This is a genomic window from Candidatus Poribacteria bacterium, from assembly GCA_016866785.1.
Classification (GTDB): domain Bacteria; phylum Poribacteria; class WGA-4E.
The window spans coordinates 15,210-28,829 of sequence record VGLH01000049.1 but is presented as its reverse complement, the minus strand read 5'-3'; the positions used below and the strand labels follow the sequence as shown (position 1 = coordinate 28,829).

10 protein-coding genes are annotated in these 13,620 nt (G+C 64.3%); 4 read left to right on the top strand and 6 right to left on the bottom strand.

Annotated elements, in window-relative coordinates; genetic code table 11:
- The 3 genes from FJZ36_09040 to FJZ36_09030 form a co-directional block, all read right to left on the bottom strand.
- On the bottom strand, positions 1–675 hold a 675-nt coding region (locus FJZ36_09040), incomplete at its 3' end, for a TolC family protein (GenBank protein ID MBM3215044.1).
- Position 676: 1 nt separating this feature from the next.
- Positions 677–1,525 carry a hypothetical protein gene (locus FJZ36_09035; protein ID MBM3215043.1) on the bottom strand — a complete coding sequence of 283 codons (849 nt, stop codon included), beginning with the start codon at positions 1,523–1,525 and terminating at the stop codon, positions 677–679.
- Positions 1,526–1,730: 205 nt separating this feature from the next.
- Positions 1,731–2,084, bottom strand: coding sequence for a hypothetical protein (locus FJZ36_09030; protein MBM3215042.1), 354 nt, complete (start codon positions 2,082–2,084; stop codon positions 1,731–1,733).
- Positions 2,085–2,298: 214 nt separating this feature from the next.
- Between FJZ36_09030 and FJZ36_09025 the strand changes: the two genes are divergently transcribed.
- Positions 2,299–3,453 carry a Gfo/Idh/MocA family oxidoreductase gene (locus FJZ36_09025; protein MBM3215041.1) on the top strand — a complete coding sequence of 385 codons (1,155 nt, stop codon included), beginning with the start codon at positions 2,299–2,301 and terminating at the stop codon, positions 3,451–3,453.
- A 23-nt stretch (positions 3,454–3,476) separates the two neighbouring features.
- Here FJZ36_09025 and uvrA read toward each other — a convergent pair whose 3' ends face one another.
- From uvrA to FJZ36_09010, 3 genes are read right to left on the bottom strand one after another with little or no spacing between them, the layout of a single operon-like run.
- On the bottom strand, positions 3,477–6,482 hold the full coding sequence (gene uvrA / locus FJZ36_09020; protein ID MBM3215040.1) for an excinuclease ABC subunit UvrA: 3,006 nt from the start codon (positions 6,480–6,482) through the stop codon (positions 3,477–3,479).
- Positions 6,368–7,291 (bottom strand): nucleotidyltransferase domain-containing protein, encoded by a 924-nt coding sequence (locus FJZ36_09015; protein ID MBM3215039.1) that lies wholly within the window; start codon positions 7,289–7,291, stop codon positions 6,368–6,370. The genes uvrA and FJZ36_09015 overlap by 115 nt, the downstream gene beginning before the upstream one ends.
- Before the next feature lie 17 nt (positions 7,292–7,308).
- Positions 7,309–8,379, bottom strand: coding sequence for a hypothetical protein (locus FJZ36_09010; GenBank protein ID MBM3215038.1), 1,071 nt, complete (start codon positions 8,377–8,379; stop codon positions 7,309–7,311).
- Between the two features lie 843 nt (positions 8,380–9,222).
- Here FJZ36_09010 and FJZ36_09005 point away from each other — a divergent pair.
- From FJZ36_09005 to FJZ36_08995, 3 genes are read left to right on the top strand one after another with little or no spacing between them, the layout of a single operon-like run.
- Entirely contained in the window at positions 9,223–10,359 is a 1,137-nt protein-coding gene (locus tag FJZ36_09005; GenBank protein ID MBM3215037.1) for a sugar kinase, read from the top strand.
- Positions 10,356–11,657 (top strand): hypothetical protein, encoded by a 1,302-nt coding sequence (locus FJZ36_09000; GenBank protein MBM3215036.1) that lies wholly within the window; start codon positions 10,356–10,358, stop codon positions 11,655–11,657. Before FJZ36_09005 ends, FJZ36_09000 begins: the two co-directional genes overlap by 4 nt.
- Before the next feature lie 15 nt (positions 11,658–11,672).
- Positions 11,673–13,619 (top strand): hypothetical protein, encoded by a 1,947-nt coding sequence (locus FJZ36_08995; GenBank protein ID MBM3215035.1) that lies wholly within the window; start codon positions 11,673–11,675, stop codon positions 13,617–13,619.
- Position 13,620 lies beyond the last annotated feature (1 nt).

Below are 13,620 nucleotides of genomic sequence, written 5' to 3'. Positions count from 1 at the left end.
GCTCGCCGACATGTCTCGCAGCAGGTTCAGCCGAATCTCCGCACCGCGCCGCTCGTCGCGGAAGGAGGACTCGTTGTTGACGCGGATCGCCAACTCGTTCTGGAGGTCCAGGACGTCGGATAGCTCGGCCCGTCCAGTCCCGTACCGCTCGCGCACGGCGGCTAGCAGCTCGCGCACGCGCTCGGTGTTCCGGGCGTTGACCTCTATCTTCCGCTCGGCAAGGTGGATGTCGAAGTAGGCGTCCTTGATCCGTTGAGCGATATCCAGCTCGAGTCGGCGGATGTCGTGACGACTGATCGCGGCGTCCTCGCGCGCCATGTCAGCGCGCAACGCACGCTTGCCGGGAAACGGCACATCCAGTGAGATGCGGTACTGGATGTCGTTCGGCGTCAGGGACATGGCTGGCGTTCCGGTCGAGTTCATCAGCATCGCGCGGAACTGCGGGTCGTTCAGACTGCCGGCTTGAGGTACGCGCGCTTCGTCCGCCTCCCAGCGGGCTCGTGCTGCTCGGATGGATGGGTTGTTCCGCATCGCGCTGTCCAGGAGCGTCCTCAGCGCGGCGGGCGACTCGGCTCCCGCTGCCGAAGCCACCCAAGCAGCGACAGCGAAATGGAGCGCGGCACGTCGAAGGATGCGGTACGTTCTCGGAGCGTCCATGCGCTCAGCCTCCGCCATCCTACTCGGACACGCTCGGAGTGGAGCCGGGGTCCTCCCTCGGCGGTCCCATCAGTTTCCAGTTCGATGAATACGAGAATCCGAGGTACGCGGTCGCGTCACGGCTGGTGAATGCGTAAGCGTCGCCCTTGTTGCCGATGGATCGGCGGATGCGCTCCGGCAAGCCGACTCGCGCGCCGACATCGAACGTCCAAGCCGGCGACACGTTGAACCGGAAGCCGCCGTTGAGCGTGCTGCCCACTTCGAGCAGGAGCCGGATCCGTCCGGGGACCATCTCCTTCTCGAGGCCGGCAAACGCTTCGAGCGTGTCTAGGAATCCGTCGTTGGAACCCGAGGCAGTCGCTTCTGAGCTGGAATGACTCGATCCGTCATCCGTCGACGCGACTTCGGTGGCCGCCGACATCGAGTCGTTCTCGTCATCGGCGAAATCGAAGGGCAGGAACCGAGCTCCGACGTGGAGCCGCATACTGCGCAGCGTCTTGCTGCCGACGACGTAGATGCCCGACGGGTAGTAACCGAAGGTCGCGCCGACCGCGACCGCTGCCCACGGGCTTCCCTCCCGCATGATTCGGAGCTTGGCTCCGTGCAGGCCTATCTCCAGGTCTTTCCACAGCGCCCCGACATCCCCGTGGAACGGGATCGTACCCCCCTGAGCGACGCCGATGACGTAGTCGCCTTGTGGCAGGACATCTGCCGTCGGCAGCGTCAGCATCCACGAGGGACCGGACAGCGACGGCTCGGACGGATTGTTGGCGGGTGCGGTGCCTTCCTCGGCAACCGCGACGTGAAGCCTTCCCAGCAAGGCGATGACAGCAAATACTGTGATGAGTCGCCGACTCGTAAGCGACATTGCGCGCTCCTAAGCCCTACGGTCGCGGGGCAAACGGCATCAGCCGCCGAGGACCTCGCGTTCGTCCGGTTCGCTGCTACGGCCAGTTCGACTCGGTTCCGCCGTCGTCAGTGTTCGCGAGCGCTGCTCAGCAGCGGTCGGGTGGACGACGTGAGTCCAACGCCGTAGCGGACGTATCTGAATGGACGGGAACGTGATCCGGATGTCAGGCTTGGGCAGGAGGCGCACGAGTGACGTCGGTTGGCGGCGCGAACTGCGCGACCATCGGTGTCGTGTCAGGGCTGGGCTTGGGAGCGTTGACGATGCATGCGGGAGCTGGCATCGCCGATGCCGGGGCCGGCTGGTCGATGGGAGAGATGACCGTGCGGTATTCGGGACTCGGGTTCTGCTCTTGCGGGCCCGCCGCGCAGGCGACTTCGCACGAGTCGGATTGCTCCGGGCGCGTCGTGGTGGTCGCGCAACAGGCATGCGCTGGCCGGCACAACTCCGCAACGGTCTCGCTGAGGGCGGCGAGCGCCATGACGGCGATCAGCAAAGCTGTGATGCGCGCGCGCCGCATCGGTCGATCCTTCGGGTTCCTAACTCTAACACTCACACGTGTAGCATGCCGCCGAGAACACTGTCAACATTTCCGACACCGCCGAGTCGTCGACACCATAGCAACAACGTCCCTCGTCGCCTGCCGGATGACATGACACGCAGCGGTTGCGGCTGCCGGCGGAATCGGCTACCTGGACTCAAACACAGCTTTCCCGACGAATGGAGGCAGGAGCATGCCCACTCAGATGACCGCTGTCGTTGTAGGAGCCGGATGGGCCGGCGAGGGCCACACGATCGCGCTTCGACAGTTCGGCGTCGACGTGGCTGCCATGTGCGCCCGCAACGCCGAAATCCTGCGGGAAGCTGCGACCAAGCTGCAGATCGGCGAAGTGTCCACAGACTGGTGCGGCACGATCCGGGCGGTTCAGCCCGACATCGTTGCAATCGCGACGCCCGCCGTGCTCCGCGCAGAGGTCATCGAGGCGGCGTGCGAGGTCGGGGCCCACATCTACTGCGACAAGCCTCTGGCGACGTCGGTTGACGACGCATCCTGGTTCCACCGGCTGGCGCTCGACGCCGGCGTCAAGACCGCCTATGCCGCGACCCACCGATACGACGCCAGCGTCTCCCTGATGCGGGAACTCATCGAACAAGGGGAGATCGGACAGGTCCGCGAGATCGTGATGACCGTCCGTGGCGGCTTTCCTAGGATCGTGCCGTGGTCCTGGATGATGGTGCGCGACCACGGCGGCGGCTTACTCCACAACCTGCTGCCGCACCTGCTGGGCATCGTCGAGCGCATTGCGGGAGGGGAGACGATCCGGGCAGTCGGCGAGGCTCGAGTCCTCATGACACGAGCTCCCGTCGTGCCGGACGTGCATGACTTCAGGATTTGGATGAAAAAGACTGGAGAGCTGACGTCGGAACAGGCGGAGAGGCTCGAATGGCGCGACTGCGACGCGGACGGAGCCTTCAGGGCGCTGCTTCGGATCGACGCGCGAGGCAACGACATCGGGTGCTCGTTCGTCTACGGTCCCGGTCAAGGGGTGACGAAGGAGTCAACAGGTCTGCGGGTCTACGGGGATGGCGGCACGTTGGTCGCGGACGGTGTCATCACGTTCCGTGTGTCGATCCAGAGACGTGGCGAGTCCGAGCCTGAGGCGCTTGAGATCCCACAGCGGTTGAAGGACGCTCTCCCGCCCGTCGGCGACGATATCCAGCAGAAGTGGTGTGCGCTCGCCAAAGACTTCGTCGCTGACATCCGAGGCGATGCCCACGACCCCTACCTGACCTTCGCCGATGGGTGGCGCTACCAGCAGATCATCGACGCCATCCGCTCCGGTCGGGGATGGACAGCTATCGAATCCGAGCTATCCAGCACAGCCTGATCGACGAGCCCCGGCAGATGGGGCTACGCGCCCGCGCGGCGTTCGAGGTACGGTCGCAGGAACTGCCCTGTGAACGACCGATCTACCTGTGCCACCTGCTCGGGCGTGCCCTGAGCGACGATCTCGCCGCCGTTGTGCCCGCCGAGCGGACCCAGGTCGATCACCCAGTCCGCCATCTTGATCACGTCGAGGTGATGCTCGATGACGACGACGGAGTGCCCGGCGTTGACGATGCGCGTCAGGCTGTCGAGCAGGCGCTGGATGTCGGCGAGGTGCAGCCCGGTTGTCGGTTCGTCGAGGATGTAGAGGTTGTGGGAGCCCTTCTTCATCTTCCCGAGCTCGAGTCCCAGCTTGACGCGTTGCGCTTCGCCGCCTGACAGCGTCGTCGACGACTGACCGACGGTCAGATATCCGAGCCCCAGGTCGTTGAGGATGCGCAGCTTGTGGTGGACGACCCGCTGGTCGGAGAAGAACGACACCGCCTCCTCGATGGGCATGTCCAGCACCTCGGCGATCGTCTTGCCCTCGTAGAGAATCACCAGTGTCTCCTGGTTGAACCGGGCTCCCTTGCACGAGTGGCACAGCACCTCGACGTCCGGCATGAAGTGGAGTTGCGTCGTGATGACGCCCTCGCCGCTGCACTCCTCGCAGCGCCCGCCTTTGACGTTGAAGCTGAACCTGCCGGGCCCGTAGCCCCGATCCTTCGACTCGGACGTGTCGGCGAACAGCTTGCGGATGTGGTCGTAGACGCCCACATACGTCGCGGGGTTCGACCGTGAGTTCCGCCCAATGGGCGTCTGGTCGATGTTGACGACATCGCTCAGCAGCTCGTGTCCGCGCAGAGCGTCGTGCTTGCCCGACAGAACGCGGCTGTCGTGGAAGATCGAGTAGAGCTTCTTGAACAGGATGTCGTTGATGAGCGTGCTCTTGCCGGAGCCCGACGCGCCGGTGATGCACGTGAACACGCCGAGCGGAATCTCGACGTCGATGCGCTTCAGGTTGTTTTCCGAGGCTCCCTCGATCCGCAGGACATTGCCCTTCTTGCGCTTGCGGCGCGTGCCCGGGAGCTCGATCCGCTTGCGCCCGCTCAGGTACTGGCCCGTGAGCGAGTTGGGGTTCTCCAGCACCTGCTCGATGGTGCCCTCTGCCGTGATCTCGCCGCCGTGGACGCCCGGGCCCGGGCCCAGTTCGACGATGTGATCGGCTGCGCGCATCGTGTCCTCATCGTGCTCCACGACAATGACCGAGTTTCCCAGGTCGCGCAGCCGACGAAGCGTGTCGATCATCTTGACGTTGTCTTTGGGGTGGAGCCCGATGCTGGGCTCGTCGAGGACGTAGAGCATCCCCATCAGTCCCGAGCCGATCTGCGTCGAGAGCCGCACGCGCTGCGATTCCCCGCCGGAGAGCGTTCCCGAAGGGCGATTCAGGCTGAGATAGTCGAGCCCGATACCAGTCAACAACGCCAGTCGTGTGGTCAGCTCGCGCAGAACGAGCCCGCCAGCGCTCGCCAAGTGTGCTGGCATCGAAATGCTGTTCAGGAACCGAAGCTCCTCCTCCAGCGGCATGTCGCCAACCTGATGGATGTTGACATCGTCGATCGTCATGAGCAGCCGTTGGCGCTTGAGCCGTGTGCCGTGGCAGTCGGGACACGTGTGCTCCACCATCACCTTGCGGAGCCATTCCTCCATGCCGGAGTGTGCAGTGTCCTTCTTGCGGTAGGACCGATAGTGTCGCTCGATCTGTGCCGCGATGCCGCCGTGGGCGATGGGCTTACCCACGTTGTTCGTGATGTACTTCGAGGCCGGTTTCGATCCCGGCGGCAACGAGAGCGGGAACTTCTCGGACTTCGTGCCGTACAACAGCATCTGCTGGACACGCTCCGGCAGGTCCTTCCAAGGGGTGTCGAGGCTGAACCTGTAGTGCTCAGCCATGCTCCACATCGTGACGCCAGCCCATGTGTCGCGGTTGTAGCGGTAGGCTTGCTCGACAAACGCTCCGTCGAGGATGCTCCGGTCCTTGTCGGGAACCAGCAGATCGGGGTGAACCTGCAGATAGGTTCCCAAGCCGGAACAGGTGACGCACGCGCTCAGCGGGTCGTTGAACCGGAAGTACCCGGAGTTCACCTGTCCCATCGTGACGCGGTGCTCTGGGCAGGCGAAGTCGTCGTAGAACGACTCCGGCTGGAACTTGGATAGGTCTGCCTCGGTGACTTCGAAGCGAAGGAACCCTTCGCCGAGGGTTTGACAGTTCTCGATGGCGTTGGCGACGTGCTTCTCGATCCCCGGCTTGATGACGAACCGGTCGATGATGACCTCCATGTCGTAGTCGCGCTCTTCGTCGAGCTCGATCTGCTCGCTGAGGTCGTGGGTCTCACCGTCGATCCGCATCCAGCGGTAGCCCTTGCCGCGTATCTCTCCGAACAGGTAGGCGAAGTCCTCGTCGTACACCTTCCAGACGGGCGCGCGCACCTCGACTCGCGAACCCGGCGGCAACGCCATGAGTCGGTCGACCATCTGCACGCTGGACTTCCCCGGGATCTCGCGATGGCAGAACGGACAATGCGCCTGAGCGATGGTTGCGAACAACAGTTGCAGATAGTTGCTCAGGTCGGTCATGGTTCCGACGGTGGAACGCGGGTTGTGCCCGACCGACTTCTGCTCGATGGAAATGACCGGCGAGAGTCCGTAGATGAAATCGACGTCCGGCTTCTTGAGTTGCTGGATGAACCGCTTGGCGAAGGACGACAGCGACTCCATGAAGCGGCGCTGACCTTCGGCGTAGATCGTCTCGAATGCCAGCGAGGACTTGCCCGACCCGCTGAGTCCTGTGACGACGACCAGTTGGTCGCGCGGGATCTCGACGTGGACGTCCTTCAGGTTGTTGACGCGCGCCCCGCGAATGTCGATCGTCGTCCTCACATCTCGCCTCCATCGTACAGATATGCCGCCTCGTCGAGCGTCACCAAGCTCTTCTCGGTCAACCGCACCGGCGTCCCGACCTTCATGATGACGCCTTTGTCCGCCAGCCATTCGCATGCCATGACGGGCCCCGTCCCAGACATCCGCTTCTCGAAATGCTCCGATATCTCCGAGGCGCTTCGCGCCACTCCCTCACCGTGAAGGTAGTCGAGGATCGGTTTGAACAGTGTCGGGATCCGCTCCTCGAGGTAGTCGTTGACGGTCTGAAGCGCCTGCTCCATCTGTCCATACGTCTTGGGCCCGTGCATGAGGTCGGTATAGAGCGCCCCGAACAGCTCCGGATTGACCTTCAGCGCCTGATGGATCACCTCACGTCCAGGGATTCCTCCCGCGCCGAGGACTTCGATCCGCGCCAGCGACTCGATGGCGTGCATCAACCACAGGAAGGAGTACTCCGGATCGCGCTTCACATAGAGCCACTTTTCCGCCTTGATGAGGACCGGCAGCATCCATGTCGCCGCCTGCAGCATGCCCGTCTCGCGGTCATGGGCTCCGAGTTGCATGGCGTCTCGGTAGTAGTCCGCCAGTGTGGGGTCGATCGAGTAGAGCAGCGTGCTGCGTGCGAAGGACGAGTGCGTGAACTGCCCTTGCCTCGCCCCTTCGAGGAGTCTGCGGAACCGTCCTCTTGGATAGATGACCGCGTGGATGTTGATGCCGTTCTCGACCAGCGAGTAGCCGCGTACATCGCTCTTCTCGTCCTTGCCGACCAGGTAGATGTCGATATCCGAGTATTCCCACACCTGATCGTAGGACAGGCTCCCGAACAGGATCGCAGCGATGATCTTATCGTCGCGTTTCACCTTCTCGACGAAAGACTCGAGTGCGACGCGGAACTGCTCCTGGACAGACATCTCATCCATCGACGGGCTCCTCGTGCCTAGCGCTCGTCCGCCGCTGTCGCGAAGGGCTGATGCCACGGGCTCCAGCTCGACCAGACACCGGCAGCGTTGCGTTGCCGCACTCGTGACCAGTAGGTCCGTCCTGCCTCGAGCGACGACGTTCCCGAATCATCCGCGACGAATTCCCCCATGTCGCGACCAACGCGTACTCGCAGCGGATCGGTGATGTCGTGCGAACGCCACGCCAGACGGTGACCCTCCGCATCTTCGGCGATCTCGACCTGCCACGCCGCGAGCCCTCCCGGGCCCGAGTGCGGCGTCCTGATGAGCTCGGGGTTCACCGGACATACGACCGGTCCGATGGGTTCCGTCGCGATGACGAAGCTATCGATCCATCGCGACTGCGCGACGGGCGATCCCTCGTTCCAGTAGGTCTCCAGGAAGACGGCATTGATGCCGTGACCGGAATAGCTTCCGCGCCAATCGAGCCCGGTTCTCTCCGCCGCCAGGATGCCGTCGATCCAGAGCTGGTTCTCACCGTCCGCGATGCCGGGCGTGTTCAGCTTCGCCCGCGCTTCGACGCAGACCCAGCGCCCGGTCTCCGACGGGTCGGTCATCTGGAAGCCGGACGCCGGACGGTTCCCAAGCCATCGCAGGCGCTCGAAGTCGTTGTACTTCCTCGTGACGACTTCGCCGTCACGGACTCCCGATGCCGGATCGAGCGTCAAGGCGTCGCCGCTGGTCCACACATGGGCGATCATCGCTTGCGACCAGTTGGGCGACGCGAGGCTCGTGGCTCGCGAGAGCTTCGCAGGTCCGCCGCCGATCCATTTCGCCGGGTACTTCACGTAGATGCGCCAATAGACGTCGGTGAACACTCTCCCTCGTTGTACGACATTCGACAGAGGCGCGTCGCCGAAGAAGACTTTTCGATTGCCGATTCCACGGGAACCGGACTCGTACAGCGACAGCATGGAACGTCCTTCGCCGCCGAACGCCTCGGCTTCCGACAAGTCCCCCTGTGACTCGCCATACGCGGGAACCGGTCCGTCGAAGTCGTCGTACCAGATGGTGGATGGGCTCGAAGCGTGCGGTTGTGGTCGCACCATGACGACGCTATCAATATGTGGAACCGGGGGTGCTGGCTCGATCGACGCGGCGAGAACGGCGCCGACCATCATAAGCGTGAACATGATATGTCCTGGCGAGGTCCGCACCGGGCACAAGAGGGGTCGCACGGACATATACGGTGCAGCGTCCCGCGTTGTTTCCCGATCTCAGTGGTCTGTTTCGTAGATACCCGTCGAATCAACGGACGGTGCCGAGTAGGGGCGACGCGGTGTGTCGCCCGTTTCACAGCGAAGACGCCCCGTCGGGTCGCTCCTACGAATCGTAACCGATTGACGAAATGAACCACTCAGTGTCATGTGTCCGTACGCCCGTGCCGTCAACCGGCTGCAAGTATGGAGGTCGCCACGCTTTGCGAGCCATTGTGTGCACCGTTCTCAGCCTTGTGGTGTCCGCTTCGGCTGGCACTTGGCGCGACGACTTCGCCGCCGAGCGAATGTCTCCCGAGTGGACGGGCGACATCGCTGCGTTCCGCCAGACGGAAGGCGAGTTGGTCGGCGTCAGCGCGCATCCGGTTCTGACGGTTCCAGCAATCATCGAGGTCGGCAGCGACCGATGGCGCGAGTTCACCGCTTCCGTTCGTGTGAACGTCGTCAAGCCCAACCTGGCGATCTGCTCCAAAGGAGGCATCGTCGTCGCCCGCACGAAGGGATCGGCGGTCGTCTTTGCGATCCATCCTCCGTCCAAGCGAGTCGAGGTGTTCGAGCTCTACTCGCGCGAGCTTCTGCTGATGAGGCAGTCCGATCTGCCGTACGACCGCTGGCACACGCTCCGCATCGACATGAACGCGACGTCCGCGACGTTCTACTTCGACGGCTCTCGCGTTGGGTCGCTGCAACTCCGGCCGTCGAGCGGGCCCGTCGGTCTCTGCGTCGAGGACACGATGGATACGCGTTTCGACGAGTTCTCCGTTCGCGGGTCCACCGTGCCGGACTACAACGGCTTCGGAACCGTCGACGCGGGTCCTGACGGCAAGGCAGCGGCGATGTGGGGAGACCTCAAGGCGCGTCGCTAGCAGCCTCCAGGAGGAGACATTGGGCAAGCGACTGGACGTCCTGACCGTGGCGGACCTGTGCGTTGACCTCGTCTGCACGGGCGACGTCGTACCGCGCTTTGGGCAGCAGGAGCAGCTCATCGACGGATACGTGCTGGAGGTCGGTGGCTCCGCAACGATCTTCGCGACACAGTTCGCCAAGTTGGGCGGCAAGGTCGGCATCATCGGCGCGGTCGGGGATGATCCCTTCGGCCGGTTCGTATCGAGCAAGCTCCGCACCATCGGCATCGACATCGGGCGTGTTCGCGTCGATCCCATCATCCAGACTGGTCTGAGCGTCGCTCTGGCGAAGGACGATGGAGACCGGGCGATCCTGACGCTGCTCGGCTCCATCGACGCGACGAAGCCCCACGACTTGACGGACGACCTGCTGGCAGATTGTCGGCACTGGCACATCGGCGGGTACTTCCTGCTGGAGAGCTTGCGACCGTTCTGGTTTGGGTTCCTGAAACGTTGCCGGGCTGTCGGCGTGACGACGTCGCTCGACACGAACTGGGATCCGTCGAACACCTGGTTGGAGGTGCGCGACCTGCTGCCGTGGGTGGACGTGTTCCTGCCGAATGAGCGGGAGGCAATCGGCATCGCTGGCGTGCCGGATGTCGACGATGCCGGACGCAAGCTTTCCGCCGAGACGCCGATCGTTGTCATCAAACGCGGCGGCGACGGCGCGACGGCGTTCATCGGACAGGGCACTCACCATGCGCCGGCGATCCCGGTCGAGCGGATCGAGGATACCGTCGGGGCAGGTGACAACTTCGACGCCGGTTTCTTGCGAGCTTGGTTGCTCGGCTGGGATATGCCGGACTGCCTGGCGCTGGGCTCGCGCTGTGGGCATGCGAGTCTGGGAGTCGGGGGCGGGATCGAGGGTCAGCTCCGCGAAGACCCACCGAGAAAGGGCTTCGAATGAGAGAGAAGATCGTCCTGGTCGGAGCGGGCAGCGTGTCGTTCACGCGAGGACTGGTGTCAGACCTGCTGCGTTCAGGCATGGAGGCGGAACTGGCGCTGGCAGACCCGAGCCCAGAAGCGCTCGATACTGCCGAGAAGCTCAGCGCCAAGATGATCCAGGCGAAGGGCTCGACGGTTCGGCTGTCCGCCTCGACGTCGCTCCGGGACGTGCTTCCTGGCGCAACGGCGATCATCTGTACGGTTGGCGTCGGCGGCAGACGGGCATGGGAGCTGGACGTGCTCATCCCGCGCAAGTACGGCGTCTTCCAGCCGGTCGGCGACACCTGCGCTCCGGGCGGGACATCGCGCGCGTTCCGCATGATCCCGGCGATGGTGCGTATTGCCGAAGACGTGCTCGACCTTGCACCGGAGGCTCTGTTCTTCAACTACAGCAACCCGATGTCGCCCGTGTGTCGCGGAATCCGCAAGGCGACCGGCGCGAACGTCATCGGGCTGTGCCACGGCGTCTTCGGCGTCGCCCACTATCTCGAGGGCGCGCTCAGCCTCGATCGCAACTCGCTGGACTACAATGCGCTGGGGATCAACCACTTCACGTGGTTCACCGAGGTGCGTGCCGACGGCCGCGACCTGATGCCGAAACTCCGTGACATGGCGGCGGAGCGGTTCGGACAGGGCGGAACCGACAGCCCATTCTCGTGGGAGCTCCTCCACACGTTCGGGGCGTTTCCCGCCGTGCTCGACCGCCACGTGAGCGAGTTCTTCCCGCCGCTCCTGCGCGAGGGAGCCTACTACGGCAAGACGCTTGGCGTGGACGTGTTCCGATTCGAGGACACGATTGCCGGAGGTGACCGAGGCTACGCCGACATGCGCGAGCGCGCCCACTCGAAGGAACCGCTTGGCGAGGACTACTTTCGGCAGTTCGGCGGGGAACACGAGCAGGTCATCGAGATCATCGCGTGCATCCGGGCGAACCGCCGCGTGGTCTTTTCAGCCAATCTGCCGAACACCGGTCAGGTACCGAACCTGCAGTCGGACGCCGTCATCGAGTGCCCGGCAGTAGTCGATGGCGGAATACTCAGGCCGCTAGCTCAGACTCCCATGTCGCCCGGACTCGCCGGCACGCTGGCGACTCGGTTCCAGTGGGTCGAGACGATTGTCGACGCTGCCCTGAAACGAAGCCGTGAGAAGTTCGTCCAGGCGCTCGTGCTTGACGGTTGCGTCGACACTCCCGCGGCAGCCGCGAAGATGGCAGATGAGCTCATCGCAGCGCAAGCCCGGTTTCTGCCGGATGTCCGCTAGACGGGAGGCCGTTCCATGTCGCACGTTCCGCCGCGACTCTTGCGGCGCGATTCGTTCCTCGGGCTCCACTTCGACCTGCACCCGCAGAAGACCGACACATCGCTCGGAGCCGATATCGCCGAGGAGATGATCGCCGAGCTCCTTCGCCGCGTTCACCCCGACTACGTCCAGTACGACTGCAAGGGACACGCCGGATACACGGGCTACCCGACGGACGTCGGCTGGTCCTCGCCCGGCATCGTGAAAGATTCGCTCGCCATCTGGCGCAAGGTGACGCGGGAGTTCGGCGTCGCGCTCTTCATCCACTACTCGGGTGTCTGGGATTCGGTCGCCGTCGAGCAGCGCCCTGAGTGGGCGCGCGAGGACGCTCAGGGCAATCCCGACAAGAACGCGACGAGCACCTTCGGTCCGTACGTCGACGAACTGCTGATCCCGCAACTGAAAGAGGTCGCCGATGCCTACGACCTGGACGGCGTCTGGGTGGACGGCGACTGCTGGGCGGTGCAGGTCGATTTCGGCGAGGCGGCGTGCGCTGCGTTCTCGGAGGCGACCGGCATCACGGCGATCCCGAAGAGCCGACAGGATACTGGCTGGGCAGAGCTCCTGGACTTCCAGCGAGATCGATTCCGCCGATACGTGAAGCACTACGCCGACGCCCTCCACATACACAAGCCTGGGTTCCAGGTCGCCAGCAACTGGTTCTACAGCACACTGGCTCCCGAACGACCCACACTGCCGTTGGACTTCGTCTCCGGCGACTTCTCGCCGGGCGACTCGGTCAACACCGCGCGCCTCGAGGCGCGGTACATCGCCTCGACCGGGCTGCCGTGGGACCTGATGGCGTGGGGCTTCAACAAGGGCGATGACGCCGCATGGAGCCACAAACCCGCCGTGCAGCTCAAGCAGGAGGCGGCGTCTGTTCTCTCGCAGGGCGGGGGGTTCCAGACGTACTACCAGCCGACCCGCGCGGGATGGATCGACGATTGGCTCGTGGACGTGATGGAGGATGTCGCGGCGTTCTGCCGCGAGCGCCAGGACGTGTCGCACAAGACGGCGTCGGTTCCGCAGGTCGCGCTGCTGCTCCCGGCAGAAGCGATCTACGCTTCGAGCGACCGGCTGTTCGGGCCCTTCGGCGTCGCGCTGAACCCAGTCCACGGGTTGCTCCACGCGCTGCTGGAGCTCCACTACTCCGTCGATGTGATGGCGGAGTGGCGGCTTGTCGACGCCATATGGAACTACCCCGCCGTCGTGCTGCCCGAGACGACAGCGATTGGCGACGACCTAAAGTCCGAGCTGCGGTCGTACGCGCTTGCCGGCGGGAACGTCGTCCTCGTTGGAGCCGCGCTATGCGGGCAGTTCGCCGACGAGTTGGGCATCGAGCCGGTGGGGGAACCGAAGGAGCGCTCCACCTTCGTCCGCGGTGATCGATCGCTGGCGTCGCTCACGGGTCTGTGGCTGGGAGTCGTCCCGCTGTCGGCAGAGCCGGTGGGCGTCCGCTTCGAGACGACCGACACCCGCAAGGCGTCGTTCTGCGCTTCGACGACGAACCGCCTGGGAAGCGGGAGTGTCAGCGGGGTTCTTGGGCCGCTGGGGACGGCTTTCCACCGCACCCACTACCCCGCCGTGCGCGAGTTCCTCGGCTGCCTGATGGCGCACGCCTACACGAGCCCGGCTGTGTCGGTGGATGCCGCGCCGACCGTGGAAGTGTCTCTCCGCAAGCGTGGCGGAGCCTTGCTGGTCCATCTGACGAACCTGGCAGGGATGCAGACGGCGTCGCGCTACGCGCTAATCGACTCCGTTCCGTCGCCAGGTCCCGTGGTCCTGGGGATACCCCTCGAGCAGCGACCCCAGTCCGTGTCCGTCGTGCCGGACGACGTTCCGATCAGCCACGAATGGCATGATGGCACGCTCCGCATCGAGATTCCGACGTTCGACATCCACTGCGTCGTGGTCGTCGAGTAGG